The 20,041-nt window shown below is 69.0% G+C and carries 22 protein-coding genes and 1 tRNA gene; 9 read left to right on the top strand and 14 right to left on the bottom strand.

The window, feature by feature from the left end:
- From ACWERV_RS18495 to ACWERV_RS18530, 8 genes are all read right to left on the bottom strand, one after another.
- Positions 1–449, bottom strand: a 449-nt coding sequence (locus tag ACWERV_RS18495) for a 3'-5' exonuclease (protein WP_452934095.1), incomplete at its 3' end; no start/stop codon positions are given.
- On the bottom strand, positions 446–679 hold the full coding sequence (locus ACWERV_RS18500) for a hypothetical protein (protein WP_452934097.1): 234 nt from the start codon (positions 677–679) through the stop codon (positions 446–448). The genes ACWERV_RS18495 and ACWERV_RS18500, both read right to left, overlap by 4 nt.
- Positions 680–970: 291 nt before the next feature.
- Positions 971–2,023 carry a serine hydrolase domain-containing protein gene (locus ACWERV_RS18505; RefSeq protein WP_452934100.1) on the bottom strand — a complete coding sequence of 351 codons (1,053 nt, stop codon included), beginning with the start codon at positions 2,021–2,023 and terminating at the stop codon, positions 971–973.
- Between the two features lie 83 nt (positions 2,024–2,106).
- Positions 2,107–3,201 carry a glycosyltransferase family 4 protein gene (locus ACWERV_RS18510; RefSeq protein ID WP_452934102.1) on the bottom strand — a complete coding sequence of 365 codons (1,095 nt, stop codon included), beginning with the start codon at positions 3,199–3,201 and terminating at the stop codon, positions 2,107–2,109.
- Positions 3,198–3,734, bottom strand: a complete 537-nt coding sequence (locus tag ACWERV_RS18515) for a dCTP deaminase (protein ID WP_452934104.1) — start codon at positions 3,732–3,734, stop codon at positions 3,198–3,200. The genes ACWERV_RS18510 and ACWERV_RS18515 overlap by 4 nt, the downstream gene beginning before the upstream one ends.
- Entirely contained in the window at positions 3,731–4,270 is a 540-nt protein-coding gene (gene dcd, locus ACWERV_RS18520; RefSeq protein ID WP_452934106.1) for a dCTP deaminase, read from the bottom strand. The genes ACWERV_RS18515 and dcd (ACWERV_RS18520) overlap by 4 nt, the downstream gene beginning before the upstream one ends.
- Positions 4,251–5,471: a metallophosphoesterase gene (locus ACWERV_RS18525; protein ID WP_452934108.1), complete on the bottom strand. Its 1,221-nt coding sequence runs from the start codon at positions 5,469–5,471 to the stop codon at positions 4,251–4,253. The genes dcd (ACWERV_RS18520) and ACWERV_RS18525 overlap by 20 nt, the downstream gene beginning before the upstream one ends.
- A complete protein-coding gene (locus ACWERV_RS18530; RefSeq protein WP_452934111.1) occupies positions 5,468–6,808 on the bottom strand; it encodes a UDP-N-acetylglucosamine 1-carboxyvinyltransferase in 1,341 nt (446 codons plus the stop codon). The genes ACWERV_RS18525 and ACWERV_RS18530 overlap by 4 nt, the downstream gene beginning before the upstream one ends.
- Before the next feature lie 172 nt (positions 6,809–6,980).
- On the opposite strand from ACWERV_RS18530, the gene ACWERV_RS18535 reads away from it, so the two are divergent.
- The 6 genes from ACWERV_RS18535 (at position 6,981) to ACWERV_RS18560 (ending at position 11,215) form a co-directional block, all read left to right on the top strand.
- Entirely contained in the window at positions 6,981–8,246 is a 1,266-nt protein-coding gene (locus ACWERV_RS18535; RefSeq protein WP_452934114.1) for a helix-turn-helix domain-containing protein, read from the top strand.
- The gene (locus ACWERV_RS18540) at positions 8,243–8,788 is read left to right on the top strand and encodes a flavoprotein (protein WP_452934116.1); all 546 of its coding nucleotides are present in this window, start codon (positions 8,243–8,245) and stop codon (positions 8,786–8,788) included. The genes ACWERV_RS18535 and ACWERV_RS18540 overlap by 4 nt, the downstream gene beginning before the upstream one ends.
- 48 nt (positions 8,789–8,836) lie before the next feature.
- Positions 8,837–9,403, top strand: a complete 567-nt coding sequence (locus ACWERV_RS18545; protein WP_452934119.1) for an ATP-binding protein — start codon at positions 8,837–8,839, stop codon at positions 9,401–9,403.
- Positions 9,400–9,675, top strand: a complete 276-nt coding sequence (locus ACWERV_RS18550; protein ID WP_452934122.1) for a helix-turn-helix domain-containing protein — start codon at positions 9,400–9,402, stop codon at positions 9,673–9,675. The genes ACWERV_RS18545 and ACWERV_RS18550 overlap by 4 nt, the downstream gene beginning before the upstream one ends.
- Before the next feature lie 456 nt (positions 9,676–10,131).
- Positions 10,132–10,551 carry a hypothetical protein gene (locus tag ACWERV_RS18555; protein WP_452934124.1) on the top strand — a complete coding sequence of 140 codons (420 nt, stop codon included), beginning with the start codon at positions 10,132–10,134 and terminating at the stop codon, positions 10,549–10,551.
- Positions 10,535–11,215, top strand: a complete 681-nt coding sequence (locus ACWERV_RS18560) for a hypothetical protein (RefSeq protein ID WP_452934127.1) — start codon at positions 10,535–10,537, stop codon at positions 11,213–11,215. The genes ACWERV_RS18555 and ACWERV_RS18560 overlap by 17 nt, the downstream gene beginning before the upstream one ends.
- Before the next feature lie 108 nt (positions 11,216–11,323).
- On the opposite strand, the gene ACWERV_RS18565 is transcribed toward ACWERV_RS18560, so the two are convergent.
- The 5 genes from ACWERV_RS18565 to ACWERV_RS18585 form a co-directional block, all read right to left on the bottom strand.
- A complete protein-coding gene (locus ACWERV_RS18565) occupies positions 11,324–13,018 on the bottom strand; it encodes a relaxase/mobilization nuclease domain-containing protein (RefSeq protein WP_452934129.1) in 1,695 nt (564 codons plus the stop codon).
- A complete protein-coding gene (locus ACWERV_RS18570) occupies positions 13,015–13,683 on the bottom strand; it encodes a plasmid mobilization protein (RefSeq protein ID WP_452934132.1) in 669 nt (222 codons plus the stop codon). Before ACWERV_RS18570 ends, ACWERV_RS18565 begins: the two co-directional genes overlap by 4 nt.
- 331 nt (positions 13,684–14,014) lie before the next feature.
- Complete coding sequence (locus ACWERV_RS18575; protein WP_452934135.1) at positions 14,015–14,779, bottom strand: DUF2637 domain-containing protein; 765 nt, start codon at positions 14,777–14,779, stop codon at positions 14,015–14,017.
- 102 nt (positions 14,780–14,881) lie between these two features.
- A complete protein-coding gene (locus ACWERV_RS18580) occupies positions 14,882–15,577 on the bottom strand; it encodes an ATP-binding protein (protein WP_452934137.1) in 696 nt (231 codons plus the stop codon).
- A complete protein-coding gene (locus tag ACWERV_RS18585) occupies positions 15,574–16,500 on the bottom strand; it encodes a hypothetical protein (protein ID WP_452934140.1) in 927 nt (308 codons plus the stop codon). The genes ACWERV_RS18580 and ACWERV_RS18585 overlap by 4 nt, the downstream gene beginning before the upstream one ends.
- A gap of 690 nt (positions 16,501–17,190) precedes the next feature.
- Here ACWERV_RS18585 and ACWERV_RS18590 point away from each other — a divergent pair.
- Positions 17,191–17,409 carry an excisionase family DNA-binding protein gene (locus ACWERV_RS18590; protein WP_452934142.1) on the top strand — a complete coding sequence of 73 codons (219 nt, stop codon included), beginning with the start codon at positions 17,191–17,193 and terminating at the stop codon, positions 17,407–17,409.
- A complete protein-coding gene (locus tag ACWERV_RS18595) occupies positions 17,409–18,614 on the top strand; it encodes a tyrosine-type recombinase/integrase (RefSeq protein ID WP_452934145.1) in 1,206 nt (401 codons plus the stop codon). Before ACWERV_RS18590 ends, ACWERV_RS18595 begins: the two co-directional genes overlap by 1 nt.
- A 395-nt stretch (positions 18,615–19,009) precedes the next feature.
- Here the strand turns inward: ACWERV_RS18595 and ACWERV_RS18600 are convergent.
- A tRNA-Gly gene (locus ACWERV_RS18600) sits at positions 19,010–19,083 on the bottom strand.
- A 382-nt stretch (positions 19,084–19,465) separates the two neighbouring features.
- Between ACWERV_RS18600 and dcd (ACWERV_RS18605) the strand changes: the two genes are divergently transcribed.
- Positions 19,466–20,041, top strand: coding sequence for a dCTP deaminase (dcd, locus tag ACWERV_RS18605; protein WP_398173890.1), 576 nt, complete (start codon positions 19,466–19,468; stop codon positions 20,039–20,041).

A 20,041-nucleotide genomic window follows, 5' to 3' on the forward strand; every position in this document is an offset into this window, starting at 1 on the left:
GCCGCGGGCGCGGCGCTCAGGTCGGGGGTGAGGTGGGTGATGAGGGCGTCGAGGCTGTAACTGGGCAGGTCGGGGTGCGTGGTCTTGGCCAGGCGGAGGGTGTCCAGGACGCTGGTGGGGTGCCAGTCGGGGAGGTGGGCGGTCAGGACGCGGTGGTCGGTGTGGGCGTTGTGGGCGCAGATCCATGCGGTGCCGAGCAGGTCGTGGACGGCGCCGGAGACGTCGTCCCACGGGGGTGCGGTGGCGAGGCGGTCGTTGGTCAGGCCGTGAACGTGGGCGGCGCGGGGGGTGACGGGCCGGGGTGGGCGGATCAGCCAGGCCCCGGCGGCGGAGGTGTCGGGGCGGCCGTTGCGGATGGGGAGGGCGGCGACTTCGACCAGGTCGGGCGGGCTGGCGCCGTTTCCCTCGACGTCCACGACGAACAGGGGCGGCCAGGCGCTGTAGTTCACGGGGTGGTTCCGTTCTCCGCCGGGCCGGGCCATCCGATGGGGGCGCGTCCGTGCAGGCGGTGGTGGTGCGGCTTGCTGCGGTCGTGGCACTGGTAGCCGTAGCCGTGCTGGACGAAGTAGCAAGGCGGTTCGTCCAGGCCTTCGACGATGATGGCGCGTTCGTCGATCTCGACGGGGCCGGTTGTCCCGAGCGCCGCGTCGGCGGTCACCTGGGCGAGGTCCGGTCGCACCCAGTCGCCGGCGCAGCGCGCGATCTGTTCGGGTGGGCAGATGTCGCAGAGCTCGCGATGCCGAGTGACCGTTGTAGGCCGCCTCGCCATGCGCGTACGCCACCGCGCAGCTGGTCTTGCGGAACAGGGCTCCCCACAGAGCAGCGGCCTCCGAGGTGTGGAAATAAGCCAGGATCCGCTGCTCCGCCTGCTTGGACATGATCTTCCGGCGCGCGGTGTCGTTGTACGGCAACGGCAAGCCATTCGCGCCCAGATAATTCCCGACCCGGGCTGCGTAGTTGGGAGGGCGCGCTACCCGGCCCGGCGCTGAACCGGAAGCGCCAGCTCCCGGAACACATTGCGGATTTGCGTTAGGGGGGCGCGGTCGCGTGTGTGGAAGAGCTTGTTGGTGAGGAGGACGGCCCACTCTTGGTGGGTGGGGGAGACCCACAACGCCGTGCCGGTGAAACCGTAGTGGACCCAGGTGTCTTCGACCAGTGGGTCTGTGCCGGGGGCGGGGTGCCAGAAGAGGCCGCGGGCGGGGGTCAGGCCGCCGGTGTGGATGCGGAGGGAGTTCGTGATCCACGTCGGGCCGAAGGCCGCCTGTGTGGGCTTGAGCATGTGGCGGGCGAAGGTGGCCAGGTCGGTGGCGGTGGAGAAGACGCCGGCGATGCCGCAGACACCGCCCAGGAGGCGGGCGGAGAAGTCGTGGGCTGTGCCCTTGAGGTGGTTGCCGGTCTCGTCGTTCAGCTCGGTGGGGGCGCTGCGAGCCACTGACTCCGGTGAGAGTGGACCGAAAGTGGTCTCTGTCATGCCGAGGGGCTGCCAGATACGGGTCAGCGCGATGCGGTCGAGCGGGTCTCCTGAGAGGTATTCCGCCAGGTAGCCGAGGATGAGGGCTGCGCGGTCGGTGTACTCGACGGCTTCGCCGGGTTGGCGGTGGAGGGCTTCGTGGAGGACACCGTCGCGGACATCCTGGGGGTCGGTGCCGTAGAGGTTGCGCAGGTTGGCCCGTAGGGGGAGGCCGGCGGTGTGGGTCAGCAGGTGGTGGGCCGTGACTGGGCCGAGGGGGTGGCCCTTGACCTCAGGCCAGAAGGTACCGAGCGGGGCGTCGAGCTGGAGCTTGCCCGCTTCGACGAGAGTGCCGATGGTGGACCAGACGGCGAGGATCTTGGTGAGACTGGCGATGTCGAAGACGGTGTCCAGCCGCATCGGCTCGCCCGGCTCGGCCGGGTCGAGGAGACCGACCGCTCCGCTGGCCGTGGTGCCGTCGGCGTCGCCGACGGCCCAGACGGCGCCTGGGTAGACCTTGTCGCGTACGCCGTCGTCCAGGAGCTGGTGGATGCGGTCGGTATCGAGCGTCATGGTCTCCCCGTCGAGTGCTGGAGGTTGCCCTCCGGCCAGCGTAGTGAGACCGCGGAAGGCGGGTGGGCACGCCACGGCGGCAGTCAGTTCAGTTGCTTGCCAAGGTCGGTCAGGGCGGTAGCCGTGGCGCTGAGTGGGTAGCGGGCGGCGTTGGCGCGGCCCGCGGTGCGGAGGGCGTCGAGCAGACCGGGTGTCGTACGGAGTCGGGTGAGATCGCGCGTGAGGGTGGTGGGGCTGGTGAAGTCGGTCGCCATGCCGGTGGAGGCCAGGGTCTCGTCTAGGCCGGGAACGGGTTGGTAGAGGACGGGCAGCCCGCAGGCCTGGGCTTCGAGGGCGACCAGGCCCATGGCCTCGAACGTGGTCGAGGGCATGACCAGTACGTCGTGGTCGGCGAAGGCTTTCCACAGCTGTGGACGGCGGAGCCACCCGAGGTAGTGAACGTGCACTCCCAGGCGGTGCAGCAGCGGCGCCAGGGCCTGGAACTGGGTGGGCGGGGCCGCGATGCTCAGTTCTACCGTGGGCGTGGAGACGAGGGAGTGGACGAGAGCCTCGACGCCTTTCTCGGAGGTGAGGCGGCCGGCGTACAGCAGCCGTAGGTGGTCAGTGCGGCGCGGGCGTGGGCTCGCTGCCGAGGACAGGAGCTGGTCCGGGATGCCCCAGGGGATGAGTTCGATCTTTCGGCGGGCGATTCCCGGGGCGAGCGTGAGGAGTCGATCGGCCATCGCCTTGGTGGGGACCACGATGGCGTCCGCTGCTCTGGCGCAGTGCTGGAGGGCGCCGTGCTGGTCCCGGTACATCTCGGCGTAGAGGAGATCGGTGCCGTGGACCAGGGCGATCCGGCGGGCTGCGGGCAGCGCTCGGAGGAGGGCAGGGGAGGCTCCGAACGCGAGGTGGTGAAGGTGGAGCGTGCTCACGTCTGCCGGTTGAATAGCGCTCGCGATTGCGGCCCGCAGCCTCTCGACGTACGCGTCGAACGCCCTGCCTTGCAGACACTTGCCAGGGACGTTGAGGACGTTCAGCCCCTGCGGCAGCAAGGGTTGCTTCCCGCCTGACGCCAGCATGAAGGCGGCGGCAGGAACGAGGGGCTGGGTCCCCGTGTAGAGGTCGAGGAAGAGCTCGACACTTCCACCGGGGCTGGGGAAGGGCAGGTCCAGGAGAGTGGCCACCCTGGGGGTCATGACCGCCCCCCTGCGAGTTCCTCGTACAGCCGGGAGGTCTCGGCGCCCTTGCTGGCCGCGTACTTCAGGCCGTGCTGCCGGTAGCTCGCCGCAGCGCCGAGCGTGTGGAGGAAGGCCAGCTTGCCGAAGGTCATCCGGGGATAGACGCGCACCGGCACGGCCGCGCGGATCTCCAAGGTCCACCGGATGGCGTGGCCCTGGTGTCCGAGGGGTGCCGAGACGTGGACCCAGATGCCGAGGGAGCCGATGGTGCGGTTGCCGTTGAGCAACTGTGCGTATCGTTCCGAGCGGGTCTTCTCGTACGTGTCGCCGAGGTAGAGCACCCCTGGCCGCAGGACGAATCCGGAGGCCCCCAGGGGGATTTCAGTGAAGGCCGTGGGCCGCGCGGCGTCGAGAGGGCCATCGCAGGCGTGCAGGGTCTCGCCGAGCCGCCAGTCGTAGGCGTTCGGGGAGAGACGCATCGGGTCGAAGGGCTCGATGGCGATCTCACCCGCCGCGAGGGCCGCGGCAATTGCGGCCCCCGTGAGGATCACGAGGCGGCCCTCGGAGCAGGGACGAGGTCTCGCCAGTAGGCGGACGCCTGCGGACCGTCGGCGGACTGGTACTTACCCGCGTACGGGGTGATCGGGCCGACGGCGACGAAGAACATGATCTGCCCGATCTTCATGCCGGCGTAGACCCGCAGCGGCCTGATCGGGGACAGCATCAGTGTCCACTGACCATGGAAGCCGATATCCCCGATCGGGGCGGTGATCTCCACGAACAGGCCGAGGCGTCCGACCGAGGAGCGGCCGAAGAGCAACGGGACGAAGGTGTCCGAGCCGACTCGTTCGACGGTGTGGCCGAGGTAGAGCTGCCCGGGTTCCAGCACGTGTCCCTCGCTGCTGATCTCGACGTGGCGTGTGGGGTTGGGGCGGTGAGCGTCGAGGATGCCCTCGGCGTAGACGAGCAGGGTTGACCCGAGACGGACGTTGTAGCTGTTGGGATTGACCTGGGCGTGGTCGAAAGGTGAGATGCGTAAGCGTCCGTCGCCTGCGGCAAGGGCGATTTCAGGGCCGGTGAGGATCAAGGGAGGTCCCTTCGGTGAGGGCGTGCCGCACGGCCTGGGCGAGTGGAATGCCGGTCGCATCCGCGGGGGTGGCCAGGGCGTCGGCGAGGTAGCCGGTGGTCAGGATGGTTTGCGGGCGCTGTGGGAGCGGGACCGGGGCCGTGACGATCGGGCCTGCGTACGCCGTGATGTGGGCTGCGAGGGAATCCGGGTTGTCCTGAAAGTGATCGGGGACGGTCGCGCGTACGAGTTGGTTGTCGAACGGCTCGACGGCGAGGAGGTCGCCGCGCGTCAGGGTGTCGCTGAGCGTGGCGGTCCGCAGGGCGGTTTCGTTGAGCAGCACCGCGTCCGTCGTGGCCCCCACGCGGAGACGGTTCACCACGTCAGTCAGCAGCGCTCGACGGTCCAGGGCGGTGTGCCGGTACGGCGCGCTCACCGGACCCAGCGCCACGGAGAGCTGTCGCCCGGCAGCGCGGATCCAGGCTCGTACCGGTTCCAGTTCGTCCGAGAGCTGGGACGGTCCGGTGTCGGGGAATCGGGAGACCCGCGTGGCCCAGCCACGGTCGGACGGCTCGGCGCAGGCGTATCCGGCGCCGAGTTCGTATCCCTTGAGGACGGTCGTGTCGCCTACGCGGACGGGTCCGTACTGACTGTCGTGGCAGTGGCCGGCGAAGATGACGTCGATGAACGGGCACACGTGGGCGAGACGCAGATCCTCCTCGAAGCCGGAGTGGCTCAGCACGATCCAGGAGTCCACCTCCCCGTGCGCGAGCTGCAGTTCGCGGAGCGCGTGGGCCGGGTCGACCACGCGCTGGCCGACGCGTTGGGCGTACGGGATGGCGTTGAACGCCTGGGGGCCGAGTACGCCGGTCACAGCCGTCGTTCGGCCGCCGACGCGGCGGATGTCCACCGGGCGGAAGAGCCGCCGCCCGCCCGCCTCGTATGCGTTGGCGCAGACGGTGATGCGGTGCAGGTCGGATTCGAAGTAGTGCCGCCAGCCGTGGTTGCCGGGTGCGATCACGTCGTACAGACCGAGCAAGGTGGCCCGTTCAAGTGCGCCGCCGCCGAGCCGGTAGTAGCCGGTCCCCTCGAAGAAGTCGCCGCTGTCCACGATGAGGGCGTTCGGGCGGGTGGCGGACAGGTGGCGCAGCAGCGGTGTCACGTCGTCGAAGGCGGAGTGGAAGTCGGTGGTGGCGATCACGCATCGGAGCCGTCGCGTCATGGCGCGACCTCGCAGATGTCCGCGCCGAGCGACCGTAGTTTGCCCGGCAGGTCGGCATGACCGCGGCGGAGCTGTTCGAGGCCGCCGAGGGTGGTGATGCCGTGGGCGGTCAGTCCCGCGATGAGAAGAGCGGCTCCGGTGCGGATATCGGTGGTCTCCACACCGGCGCCTGTCAGCTGTTGCGGACCGGAGAACCGGCACTGCGTAGGCGAGAGCTCTTGGATGTCCGCGCCCATGCTGCGCAGCTGAGGGATCAGGTTGGCGTGGCGGCCGGGGTTGATCGTGTCCGCGAAGGCGTGGTGCCCGGGTACGCCGAGCGCCAGGGCCAGCAGGGAGGGTTCGAAGTCGGCGTCGAGGCCGTCAGGGGACAAGGATGCCGAAGCGTGCAACGGGCGCTCGACGAGGCTGATCTCCCGTGCGTCCACGACGAACGCGTCGGGCTCCTCCGTGATCGTGATGCCGGCTCGGCGCAGTTGTGCCACCGCGGGGGCGACGTCACGGCTCCGGATGCCCTCGATGCGGGCAACACCGCCGGTGGCGGCAACCGCGCAGGCCAGGGTTCCGGCCTCGATCTTGTCGCCCGGCACGGACCACGAGCTGGAGCCCTCCACCAAGTGGCGTGGCGGGACGAGCACGAGGAGTTCCCTGTGTGCGTCGCGGGTCCAGCCGATGGTCCCCAACGCGTCGAGTACGCCGAGCACCTCGGGTGAGAGGTTCGGCCTGGCCAGCCGCAGCTCGGTTCCGGAGACAACCGCGCGCAGGATCGCTGCAACCGTCGCTCCCCGGGAGCGGAACGGCAGGGCCACGGACACGGTGCCGCGATGGGCACGGGCCATTTCGACGCCGTAGCCCTGCTGATGACTCGTACACCGGTCGCCATACGCCTCATAGACCCGGAAGTGCTGCTCCATCCCGCGGTCGCCGATACGGCAGCCGCCGGGCCAGGGCAGACGTGCCTTCCCGTAGAGGGCGAGGAGAGCGGGGACCAGGTAGTACGAGGCCCGGATACGGCCTGCGGCGGTGAAGAGTTCGGAAGTCGTCCGCCTGATGCTGCCCGGCGCAATCAGCGCAGCGTTCCCCGGGGCCGGGCACCCGCCCACGTCGAGGCCGGCTTCTCGGAGGAGCGCGATCATGACGTGCACGTCCGTGCTATCGGGGAGATTGCTCAGACGTACAGGCGAGCGGAGCACGGCCGCCGCGGCCAGCAGCGGCAAGGCAGCGTTCTTCGAGCCGTCGACGGTCACTGTGCCGGTGAGCGGCGGGCCAGGGCGGATGGCGATGACTTCGGCGGCCGTGGTCGGCGCTGTGCCCCGGGAATTGAGGCGCTGCGGTTCCATGCGGGACCTCCAGGATGGGTATGGCTCACCACGAAACCGTCGCCCGTACCCGCCGCTCCACCTGACCTGCTGGTGCTGCATGGGTTATGCAGACCCCGCATGGGAGGTAGGCGGGGTGTTCCCGGGCTCTGTTCAAGGGGCAGGATCGGCGACGGCGGAGGGAGCCGCGCGCATGGTCGCAGAGCAGGACGAGGCGAAGAAGACCGGCGAGATCATCCGGCATGCGCGTGTGCTCGCGAGACGTTCCCAGACCGATGTTGCGGCTGCGCTGGGATACCACCAGTCAAAGGTCAGTCGCCTCGAACAAGGCAGAGGCACGGAGGATTTACGCGTGCTGCGTGCCGTCGCCATGGAGCTCCGCATCCCCTTGGAGATGCTGGGACTGGCGACTGCTCCCATCGCCGACAACGCTGATCGAGAGACCACAGAGGACATGCACCGTCGCACATTCCTTGCCGCGGGCGTCGCCACGCTCGCCGCACCTGCACCGTCCGCGATTCCGTACGGGGAACTCGTCCAGTCGCTTCTTCCTGGTGCCGTGCCGACGGTGAGCACCGACGAGGAGGGCCTACCTGAGCTGGCCAGCAGGATGAAGAGTTTGCGTGCCCTGTTCCTCGCCTGCGACTACGCCCGCCTCGAACTCCAGCTGCCCGCTCTCATCGGCGACCTCCGCCGTGCTGCCGTCGGCTCGTCGGAGGCGACTGGCATGCTGGCCGCCGCCTATCAGACCACCGCGAGCCTTCTCCTCAAGCACGGCGATCACGGCCACGCTTGGCTCGCGGTGGGTCGTGCGATGGCAGAGGCTGAGCGGTCAGGCGACCCGGTCGTGCTGGCTTCCAGCGTGCGCTTGCACGCCCATCTGCTGGCCAGGGAGCATCACACCGCCCAAGCAGTCACCTTGGTCCGGCACACCGTGGACCACATGTCGGGCTCGTACGACCGCCGGTCTCCCCGGCACCTTGCTGTCCTCGGGATGCTTCTCCTGCGGGGGGTGACGGCTGCAGGACTGGGCGGCGACCGCAGCTCCGTAAAGGACTTCCTCACCGAGGCACGTGAGGTCGCCGAGACGATGCCGGGCAGCGAGCCCGACAGGTGGTCCAACTTCAGCCTGACCAACGTCGAACTGCACGCGGTGAACGCGTCCGTTCTCCTCGGCGACGCCGGGCTGGCGCTCCAGGCCGCACGGCCGCTCATGCGCCGCCACATTCCGGTCCCGGAGCGACGGGCTGCGTTGTGGACGGATGCTGCCCGCGCGTACAGCCAGCAGGGCCGTCTCGCCGACGGCTATCAGGCGCTGCGGATCGCCGAGAGCTGCGCCGCCCAGGACGTACGCCGACCTGCCGTGCGGGAGCTGGTCGCCGACATGGCTGCGCGCGACCGGCGTCGTACGCTGCCGGAACTGCATCACTTCGCCCGTCGGTTGGGAGTGCCCGCGTGAGCGATTCGCCGAAGAGGCCGTTCCTTTACGTTGTCGTGTGCGCGGCCGGTGTGGCACCGGACGTGGGCACGCTGATCTCGGCAGCGCAGGACCGTGGCTGGGATGTGGGCGTTGTCGCCACGCCGCTCGGGCTCGGCTTCATCGATCAGGCGGTGGTCGAGGCAGAGACGGGGTACCCGATCCGGTCGGCGTGGCGGAAGCCCGGTGACGTCCGCCCGCTGCCGCCGGCCGATGCGATCGCGGTGGCGCCAGCGACCTACAACACGATCAACAAGTGGGCGGCCGGTATCTCCGACACGCTCGCGCTCGGCATCCTGTGCGAGGCCTACGGGATGGGCATTCCCACGGCCGTACTGCCCTACGTAAACAGCGCGATGGCCGCCCACCCCGCATACGGCGAGAGCCTGGCGCGGCTGCGCACGATGGGTGTCCTGATCAGCGGTTACGAACCGCACCCGCCGAAGTCGGGTGGGGGCGCGGACCGGTTCCGGTGGGAAGAGGCGCTGGAACTGCTCGCGCCGAGCGTCGCCGTCAGGGACTGACTCCCGGCGCAGGGGCGGCTCGCTCTGCGCTGCTTATGCACAGCGTGCATGGCCGACAGCTCTGTGTGCATGACGCGTGGTCCGCGGTACGGCTTCACCGCTTTGGTCTTCCTGAGACACGTCGATGGATACCAAGTGGGGAGAGACCTGGTGACATATTCGGGAAGCGGTGACGAGGCCCCGATCCTGGTGAGGCGGTGGCCGCGCAGCGCTCGGTGCGTGGGCGCGGCCCGGCAGGAATTGCGGCAGGAACTGGAAGCCTGGGGCCTGAGTCGGCTCGCGGCGACCGCTGAGTTGGTCCTTTCGGAACTCTTCGGTAACGCGGTCCGGCACGCGTGCCCTCCTCGTGGGCGCCAGATCGAGACGCGTTACGAGCGGGCGCTCGGCGGTGTGCGCATCGAGGTGCACGACGCCAACGAGAACTGGCCGGAGCTCCGGAAAGCGACCGCGGATGAGGAATGCGGACGCGGACTTCTTCTCGTGGACGTGCTCACCGGCTCGCGGTGGGGTGTGAGCGAGCGTGATGGCGTGGGGAAGCGGGTATGGGCTGTCGTTGCCGACGATGACGCCGACCCCATCGATTCCCCGGACGCTCAGCAGCGAGCGTCCCGGTGACCGAGAACAGCGCTGAGCGCACCGCGAGGAGACGGGTCCGGCCGCGGAGTCTGCACCAAGAGCCGGAAGCGGTGACATGGGCGAGGGAGAAGGCCGGGCTGACGAAACGGGCGCTCGCTGGCGAAATCGGCATCTCCGAGCAGTTGATGGGGGAGATCGAGTCTGGGTGGCGCAGCGCGACCCCCGCGAATCTGGCAAGGCTCGCAACAGCGTTGAACTGCCCGCTGGTGGTGCTGGAACGCAGGCGCCAATCTGCCGAGAGTGATCACTGATTTGAGCCTCGATTGGTCGGCGGCTGACGGAGGAGGTGGGTGGCGTCGTGGCCCGCAGCTCTGGGATGGGTGATGTTGGTCGCGAGGGTGGACTAGGGTATCGGCGACCGCGTGTGCGGCCTCCGCGCTGCGTTGCGTGCGAATGTCAATCACAAGCGGCAGACGTACCGGACGCGACGATCTTGGGCGCGGTGGTGGACACCATAGACACTCGCGCGTGAACCCGACGAAGAACAGCAGGTCGGCACACTGTGCGACTTGCGCAGCCTTCTACCCAGCGATGCCCGTGGGGCACGATAGTCCAACAGTGAGGCGGAGCACTCACTAACACATCTTGCGAAGTGCTGAGTTGCGCCTCCGAACTGAGCCCAGATCCAGAGAGCGGGATGAAGCGTTCCGGCTGTCGCCCCCCAGCACGCGGGACTACAGTACTGCGATCAGTTGGGGGGAAATGAAGTGGACGAAATGACGTTCGCGGCCACCACCGTGGCAGCGACCTTCCTCACCCAGGCATCCGAGGAGGGGTATCGGCGCGTCCGGGAGGCTGTTGGCCGCCTGATCCGGCGCAGCGTGCAAGAGCCCGAGGTAGCAGTTCATCTAGAGTATCTGGACCAACATCGGGCCGCCGTGGGGCAGGCCACAGCGAGTGATCGCGAGGCCGTCACCCAGGCCGCCGCCCTCGTATGGGCTCCGCTACTCGCACAGCTCGCTGAGTCAGAACCGGCAGCGTATGCAGAGCTGTTAGCTCTGGCCCGGCAAGACCGCAGGATCTCGGTGGTCAACCAGCACAACCATGGATCGGGCGCGTTCATTAGCGGACACGTCGAAGGCGGCCTCACTATCAACCATGGCGCAGGGCATGGCAGAGACGACTGACCCCCAGAGAAACGGCGCGCAGCACAACCACGGGCCTGGCGTGTTTATCGCCGGGGACGTTTACGGTGGAGTCAAAAACTACCAGTCGGGCGAAGACTATCGGGAAGCTGACGAATCCCAGGCGTCCCAGGAACATCAGCTTCACGAGAGCGAAGGCCCAAACGGGTATCGACTCGACGAAACAGAGCAGACGGGGCCAGGTGAGGCTTTGATCGGCTGGATCTTGCTCACTGCCTCACTGTTAGGGGGGTCCGGTTACTGCCTAGCGGCAGCTCTGCTTACGGACCGACTATCGATGGGTGACCGTGTCAGCGGTGTTATTGCCGCCCTGGGTTGCGCCTTCGGTGGGGTGATGACCTCGGCATTCGTCTTCGTCGCGCTCGCAGAAGTATGCGCCACGGGCACGGCCAATGCGACCGACTCGGCGAGGAAACGATGGGCGCAAGGACAGCGAACCGCGGCCCGTATGAACCTTCGGTACGCTGTTAAAACCGCCCGTGTCGCGGGCTTCAGTGCCGTCTTGGTCGGGTTCATCACGGGCCTCTTCGGATTCCTAGCCGTTGGAAAGAAGGCCGCAGACCGCGCCTATAGCGCTCGCGAGCTCGCGGCATCTCATATTTCCAAAGCGCGCTCCGCGCTGAGGGAGAACCCCGGCAGGGAGTGATTAGGTCCCGCCGGGGTTCATGCCACATCGGCCAACATGGGCGAAATCACCGACGCATGAACTGCCCGTTTGTTCTACTGGAGCGCAAACGGTGGGGGAAGCTGCCCATCAACGGTGACGGGAATATGGTGGTGGTTGGTGCGCGGGCATCGTCGGCTGCGCGGTCTCCGCGAGCGGACTCGAACCCGTCGGGATGGTGCTGCGGGCTTGAGCGGCGCGGGCTCGGGGGCTGAGTACGGGGCGTTGGGTGAGGCGTTGGAGGCGCCAGGTGAGGACTTGGGCAGGGGATCGGGCGTCGTCGAGTGCTCGTTGGTCGGCTGCTTGGCGGAGGAGATGGGCGGGGTCGTGGCCGGCGGTCCGGGCGTCGCTGAGGGCGGTGGCGAGGGCCGGCCAGGTGGGGTCGTTGAGGATCTGGTCGGCGTGGGTGGGGATGAATTCGCGTACTTGTTGGGCGTGGCGTTCAGCGGCTGCTCGTGGTGGACGACGGTCGGAGAGGGTGGCCAGGGGTACGGCTGAGGCCTGGGCGTAGGCGGTCTGCAGGTCGGTGAGGGTGCGGCGGGTGGCTGCGACTTGCTGGTCGTGGTGGTGGGCGGCGTGCCAGCGGCGGATGGCGATCAGGGCGAGGACGGCACTGTCGAGGAACATGGCGACGGCCGCTCCGTCGCTGGTCACGGGTTGCCTGGCGATGGCGTGGATGGCGCTTCGTAGGGCTCGGGCGTGTTGGTGGTCGGCTTGGATACGGGAGCGGCTGGCGCGTTCGAAGTCGAGGGCGGCCTGGCGGAGCTGGGGTCGCAGGTCTTCGGGTGCGTAGAAAGGGAGGGCGTCGAGGGCTTCGGCGAAGGCGGTGATGTGGGCTTGGGAGGCTGGGTCGTCGGGTTGGTCGAGGTGGTGGGGGATGCGTTCGGTGGCGGCGGTGGCCTGGTGCCAGGGGTTGGGCCTGCGGGTGCCGGTCGGTGGCGGTTCGGTTGCGGTGAGGCGGTTGCGGATCTGGGGGTAGGACAGGTCGGGGGCGAGGGTGGAGCCGGCGAACCAGATGGGATGGCCGTCGGCGTTGGTGTCGCCGTCGAGGGCGACTTTGTAGCCGCGGATGTCGCCGGAGGGCATCCGCAGGATCTCGGTCGTGATGCCGCTGGCGGTAAGCAGGTGGAAGAACTCCTCGGGGCTGGTGGAGACGGCGATGACGGTGCGGATCGTGGCGCGGAGCTGCTCGCGCGGCGTGCTCTGTCGGCCGGTGCGGTGGGCTTTCTCGGTTTCGGCGCGGGTGGGGCGTTTGGCGGCGGTGCCGTCGCCGGAGGTGACACGGCGCAGCCCGTAGTCGATCTCGATGCGGCGGGCTTCGGCTTGGGCGCGTTTGTAGGAGTAGGAGTCACGGGGTTTGCCGCCGTCTTGGCGGACCTTGGTGGCGAGGATGTGGATGTGGTCGTCGGCGTGTCGGACGGCGATCCACCGGCAGGCGCCGTCGTCGTCTGTCGGAGCGATGCCGGTGGCGGCGGTCATGCGGCGGGCGATGTCTGCCCACTGGGAGTCGGTGAGGACGGGATCTTCGGGAGCGGCGCGGACTGAGCAGTGCCAGACAGGCTTGTTGGGACGTTCGGCCGGATCGATGGCCTTGACTGGCAGGTCGAGGTAGGCGGCCAGTTGCTTGAACGTCGCTGCGGGGTTCCTGCCGGGGTCGGGCGCCAGGCCGTCGAAGGAGGCGACGAGGTGGGGGTCGGTGTGGGCCTCGTGGCCGCGGCCGGTTCGGTAGAGGTAGCCGATCGCACCGGCCGAGTTCGAGCCCGGCTTGTGGATGGAGGGGATCACGTGCGCTCGGTCAGAGCCTGGGCGGCCGCTTCGAGTCGGTCGGCGGCGTGTCGGACGGCGAGGAGCGTGGCCTCGGCGCCGATCGGGTCGCCGCCGGCGTTGACCGTGCGGGCGATCTGGTTGACGTTGTTGCCGACGCGGGCCAGGTCGGTTCGTGCGGCGACGAGTTCGCGGATGGTGCCGCGCAGGTCGAGGAGGTTCGCCGCTACGCGGTTGACGTCGTGGGCTGCGGCCAGGGCCGCCTGGGCCATGAACTTGGCGAGACTCGCGCCGGTGTGGTCGGCAGCGGCTTTCAGAAGGGCGCGCTCTGTGGCGCTGAGTCGGACGCTGACGGCTGCGCGCTGCTTGTTCTGACGCGTGCGGGTACGACGCTGCGGACTCGTACGCGGTGGGCTCGTCCTTGGTGTGGGGCTGCCTTCGGGCCCACGCTCTGCATCGGTCGCCCCCCGGCGGCCGGTGTCCTGCGCCACCCCCGGGGCGGAGGCTGCGGCGCGGGACGCTCCCCCGACGGGGGAGTGTCCCAGCGCACAACTTGCTCCGCCGGAGGCTGGGCGTTCAGTGCTGTACGGGCTGTTGAGGGGGCGGGCGGAGGCGGTACCGGTCTCGTCGCGGACAGGGCGGGTGACTGGGATGGGGATGGCGGGGGTTTCGTGGCGGAGGGGCATCGGGGCGCTCGTTTCGGCGAGGGAGGGTGTGTGGGTGGGTCGGGCCGGACGCTGCTGCGTCCCGGCCTCGTGCTGAGGGGTTGGGGCGCTGTGTTCCGTGGCGGAACGAGGCGAGGGGCGTCCGTTCAGTTTCAGAACACGGCTTCTGTTCAGTTACTGAACGGCCCGCCTGTTCAGTAACTGAACAGGGTGAGCTCCCCGCAGGCCGGGTTGAGAGGGCCCGTGGGCGGCGGTCCGGGGGTTTTCGCGCGGGGGACCGCCGCTTCGGGTGTTGACCGGTTGAGCGGACCAGGTGGGGCTGGTTCGCGGGTTGACCTGGAGAGACTTCCGGTCAGTGGCTGTCGCGTTCGCGGCGGAGTGTGGTGAGGAGCTGGGTGAGGCGGTCCTCACTGATGGTGTGGCCGGCGGCGCGGATGGTCTCGCGGACCACGGCGCGGGTGGGAGTTTCGTGCAAATGGAAGGCGGGGCAGGCGAGGACGAGGAGCTCGTCGAGTTCCGCGCTGGGCGGCCTGCCGATGCGGTGGACCGGGTGGGCTGTTTCGTGGCGTGTCGGGGTGAGTTCGGGGCGGGTGTGCTGGATCTCCTGCTCGGGGCCGACTGGAGTCTCGTGCTGATGCTCGGCGGTTTCGGGCTGGGTGACGGTGCCGGTCGTCGGCGGGGCGTTGTCGGCGCGGGTGATGAGGATGTGGAGGTGGACGGCTCCTGCGAGGGCGAGCGGGGCGATGGTGGACAGGATGCCGACGGTGGTGTCGTCCAGGTGCAGGCCGGTGGTGGGGGTCTGCTGGTTGAGGCGGATGGCATGGAGTGCGTTGGCCCAGACGCTTGCTGTGGTGGCGGTGGCGAAGAGGGTCCAGATGTAGAGGCGGGCGCGGAAGGGTGCGTCGCGCAGGACAAGGAGGGCGCGGACGCCGTAGGCGATGAAGCCGTCGATGATCAGGGGGAAGAGGTAGGTCAGGGTGGGGCGGACGTGGATGGCGAAGGCGATCTGCTGGAGGGCGTCGTAGGACAGGGTGCAGCCGGCGGCGCCGAGGAGCGTGACGGCTGCGCGGTCCCAGGCGGTTGCCTGGTGGGCTGTGGCGGGGGTGTTCGGGGGCATGCGGGGACTCCGGGTGTGGGCTGTGCTTCCGCGCGCGGGCAGGCGTCAGCGGAGGAGCGAGGCGGGGGCGTGAAGTGAAGGCGGGCTGCGGCCCGGGGCCGCTTACGAGGCGGCGGTGTGCCTTCTGCGGTCGTGGCCGGTGAGGATGACGCGGTCGGTCATCTCTGCGAGGCGGGAGGCGACGCGGTCGCCGACGGCGTCGCGCAGCTCGGCGACGGGCAGGTTGGTGGTGACCAGGGTCGGCAGGAGCTGGTTGTAGCGGTGGTTGACCAGGCGGTAGGTCAGCTCCTCCGTCCACGGGGACTGCTTGGCTGCGCCGAGGTCGTCCAGCAGCAGGAGCGGGCTACGCGCCAGGCGCCAGAGCTGCTGTTCGGCGTCGTTGCCCTGCTGGGGGCGTTGTGCGGCGTACAGGTCGGCTGCGGTGGTCGCCTCCCAGCGCAGCCGCACCCCGGCGGCGAGGAGGGCACGGACGGCCCCGTACGCCTGGTGGGTCTTGCCGGTGCCAGTGGGGCCGGCGATCAGCAGCGAAGGGCCGGTGCCGATCCCGCGCGTGCCGCCGGGGCCGGGCCTGCTCGCGGCGGTGACCTCGGCGACCCAGGCGGTGACGCGCGGGTGGTCGGCCATGGCGCCCTGGTAGCGGGGCGGGATGCGGGCGTCGGCCAGCTCCAGCGCGGTCACCGGCGCCGGGACCGGTGGCGCGGGCGCCGTGTCCGGGGCGATGCCCCGTGCGGTGAGGATCGCGGCGAGGCGGTTCACTGCGCCTGCGGCGGTGCTCGGTTCGCGGGTAGCGGTGGTCACAGGTCACCGCCGTAGGCGGCCTCGACATCGGCGGGGTTGGTCCACGCGCGGTGCGGCGGGCACGGGTTGCCCTGCGCGGGTGCGGCGTTCATGGCCTCGTTGACCAGGCTCGGCAGCACGCTCGGGCTCAGGCCCTTGATGCGGAGCCGCTCCAGAGCCGGGCGGATGTGGTCCGGGGAGATGCCTTCGCCTACGAGCTGGTTGACCGTCCGGCCCAGGTGCCCGAGGAACTGCCTCGGCGGGCGGTGCGCGCACGCGGCGACGTACTCGTCAAGGAGCTGCTTCGCCGAGACGGAAGGGCTGGGCGCGGGGGCGCTCGCGCCCCCCGAAGGAACAGATCCTAGATCCACGATCCTAGGTCCTAGATCCGGACGACGAGGACTCACGGAGGGCTCGGTGAGCCCTCCGTGAGCCCTCGGTGAAGCCTCGCCGAATCCGCTCTGACCTGCTGATTCGTGATTCGGCGAGGGCTCGCTGCTCTTTCGCGAGTCCTCGGTGAATCCTCCGTGAGGGCTCACCGCACCCTCACGGAGGGCTCGCTGCGTACTCGGTGACGCCTCACGGGCATCGGCCGTCCCGTCGTGGTGGGGGCAGGCGGGTGCGCGGACTCCGCTGGGGCGGTTGATCTTCTGGTGGCGGTGCCAGGTGACGACGTGGAGGTAGCGCTTGCCGTCGTCGCCTTCATAGCGGCAGACGAGGTCGGCGGCGGCGAGCTGGGTGAGGTCGTCCTCGACGCCGAGGGGGCCGTGGTCGGGGCGGAGCGACCAGAGCAGGCCGGCGATGACGGCGGGTTGGTCGCGGAAGCGGCCGTGGTCGTCGGCCTGGGTGAGCAGGCCGAAGAAGGTCCGCTCGGCCGACAGGGACACCGCGGCCAGTGACTCCGAGGCGAACGCCTCGGGCTTGATGGTGCGTATTCGGGCCATCCCTCAGCACCCCGCCTTCGGGACCGGGCGGCCGAAGGGGAGTGCGCGGCGGGGGCACGGGGTCATAGGGTGGGGCACAGAGCTCCTTGTCAGCGGGCCATGCGGGGTGGCAGCCCCGGCGTGCTGGCGGACCGTTCAGGGATGGGCGGACGGGGTTTCTGCTTCGGCCTCCGGCGTTCTCAGCGCCGGGGGCCTTTCTTGTTATGGACGGTGGGAACGACAGTTAAACCACACACCGTTCGAACAGTCCATACATTGCTCTGCTTTTCGAGAGAAGTCAGCGGGGAAATCCTTGCGGCGTATGGGCCGCACCGTAGCCGTAGATCACGGATCGTCCAAACCAGAGGTCGTGCCAGGTCAACGCTCTGTCGTGGAGTCCGTGTTGTCCGTTCTGGGTTAGTTCAGGGCTCATCCGGGATTCGGTGCTACCGTCCGGGCTGCTACCTGCTCCGGCAATTGCGCAGCCGCGTTGTACACCCGAAAATGCCGTTTCCCAAAACGCATTTCACGAGGTACAACATGACGTCCCCCCGAAAGCCCTCCACAGCTTCCGCCCATCCCTGAACCACCGGCCGGCATCACTGGGGCTGCCACCCCGCGCCGACCGGAGAAGGAGCCCTGTCTTGCGCCCGCCCGCTCCATCCCCGCACCACCTCCCCGCGCTGCGCGCCGCCGCGGAGGTGGTCGCCCGTGCCTGAACGCCTTCTGAACGTCGCCGAGGCCGCCGAGCGCCTCGGCACTGGCGAACGTTTCGTCCGCCGCCTCATATCCGAGCGGCGGATCGCCTTCGTCAAGGTCGGCCGCCACGTCCGCCTTTCCGAAACGACACTCGACGCCTACGTCCTCGTCAACACCGTCCAGCCGGTCACCCGCCGACGAGCCCGAGCCCACTACGGGAGGGCGGCCTGATGGGAAACACGAAAGGCACCAAGCGCCGCTTCGGATCGCTCCGGCAATACCGCTCCGGGCGGTGGACCGCCAGCTACGTCGACCCCACCGGCCTGCGTCGCAACGCGCCGGAGACCTTCGTGACCAAGACCGACGCCGAGGTCTGGCTCTCCCAAGTCGAGGCCGACCTCACTCGCGGGGACTGGACCGACCCGGATGCCGGAGCAGTCAACTTCGAGGAGTACGCGCTGCGCTGGGTCGACGAGCGCGGCCTCGCACCGACCAGCGACGAGCTGTACCGCCGCCTCCTGCGGCTGCACATCCTGCCGACCTTCCAGAACATGGACCTCGACGAGATCGCACCGGGTCGGGTCCGGGCCTGGCGAGCCGAACGGCTGGAGGCCACGGGCGCCACGACCGTCGCGAAGAGCTACCGCCTGCTCAAAGCGATCCTGGAGACGGCGACCGACGACGAACTCATCCGCCGCAACCCCTGCCGGATCAAGGGTGCGGGCAAGGAGGAAGCCGAAGAGCGTCCGGTGGCCACCGTCGAGCAGGTCGACGCGGTCGCCGAGGCCATGGGCCCGCGCTGGCGCCTGATGGTCTACTTCGCCGCCTACGGCAGCCTCCGCCCCGAGGAACAGGCCGAACTGCGGCGTACCGACGTCGTCGCACCCGAGGAGCCGGACGAGCTGAAGCGACGGCGGGGCGTGGCCCATGAGCCTGTGCTGCTCCGGATCAGCCGTGCCTCGCCGGAACTCACCACGGGGCAGCGTGCCACCGGTGACCCGAAATCCCGTGCGGGCAAACGTACGGTCGTCCTCCCAGGGTTCCTGACGGTCGACGTGCGAAGGCACCTCGACTGGTTCGCAGCAAAGGAGCCGGACGGCCTGCTCTTCGTCGGGGAACGTGGGGCCCCATTTCGCCGGTCGACTTTCGGTCGTAAATGGCGCAAAGCCCGTGCGGAAGTCGGCCTGCCCGACAATTTCCGCTTCTACGACCTTCGCCACACCGGAAACACTCTTGTCACCCAGTCGGGCGGCACCCTCAAGGACGCCATGGTTCGCGCCGGCCAGTCCTCGGAGAAGGCCGCCCTGATCTATCAGCACTCGACACTGGAACGCCAGAGGGAGGTCGCGGCCGGGCTCGACGAACGCGTCCGCGCCGAGCGCCGGGACGCGGGCGGCGACGATCCATCTGGTGCGGAAGTGGTGCGGCTGGCCTGACGCCCGCCTGGCCGGCAGTTCGGGGGTCGGCACGCGCCACGCGTCGGCCCCCGAACCTTGCCACCGCGACGCTCTGTGCTGGGCCTTGCAGGTCAGGTGACCATCCGGGGGGCGTCAAGTCGCCCTGTGCGTAGCGGTGTTGCTCGCCCGGCGACAGGCTTACGGGGAGCGCCGACCTCTACTGTCCGTAGCGGATGGGCACTTCGTTGTGTGACGCAGGTCACCGAAAGTGCGTCTCGGAATTCGAGACGAACCCGGTGTCGGTATTCGACGGACCGTTTGGCCCCGCCCTGCGGTCCCATTCGACCGCCAGATCTGGTGCGCAAGTGGTGCGCGACTGGCGAATTGGACTAGACAACAATTAAGCCCCAGGTCATTGACCTGGGGCTTAACAATGGAGCGGATGACGGGAATCGAACCCGCGCTCTGAGCTTGGGAAGCTCATGTTCTACCATTAAACTACATCCGCTGGAAAGCCGTCCCGGGGGAAGCTCCGTCCGTACTCTACCGCATCGGGCGTGGGGGCGGGGGGAGGTGGGGGGAGGGGTAGGTTGGGGTGGGGGTGTGTGGCTCTGGGGTGGGGGCGGGGGGATCCCCTAATGTGTGGGTTTGTCGGCCACGCGGAGTTGGGGAAGGGGCTACATGGAGCGCACTGTTCGTTGTGCGGAGGGGCATGTGTTCACCACCGGGTCGTTTCCGTTGCAGCAGTTGGGGGCTGAGCGATTGGGGCCGGGGCGGTTGGTGAGGTGTCCTCGGTGTGCGCGGCTGCGGCATGCGGTGCCGGTGGGAGAGGGTGTGCGCGGGGAGAAGTGAGGGGAGGGCGTCGCCTCCCCTTGGGTTAGGGTCGGTCTGTGCTTCTCTCAGACAACGACATCCGGAAAGAGATCGACAGCGGGCGCGTCCGCGTCGACCCGTTCGAACCGTCGATGGTGCAGCCCTCGAGTATCGACGTGCGGCTGGACCGCTTCTTCCGGGTGTTCGAGAACCACCGGTACCCCCACATCGACCCCGCGGTCGAGCAGCCGGATCTGACGCGGCTGGTGGAGCCCGAGGGGGACGACGCCTTCATCCTGCATCCCGGCGAGTTCGTGCTGGCCTCGACGTACGAGGTCATCACGCTGCCGGACGACGTCGCCTCGCGGCTGGAGGGGAAGTCGAGCCTCGGGCGGCTGGGGCTGCTCACGCACTCCACCGCCGGGTTCATCGACCCGGGGTTCTCCGGGCACGTGACGCTGGAGCTGTCGAACGTCGCGACGCTGCCGATCAAGCTCTGGCCGGGGATGAAGATCGGGCAGCTGTGCCTGTTCCGGCTGACCTCCCCGGCGGAGTTCCCGTACGGCTCGCAGCAGTACGGCTCCCGCTACCAGGGGCAGCGGGGGCCGACCGCCTCCCGGTCGTACCTGAACTTCCACCGCACCCAGGTGTGA

It is taken from the genome of Streptomyces sp. NPDC004031, assembly GCF_053604375.1.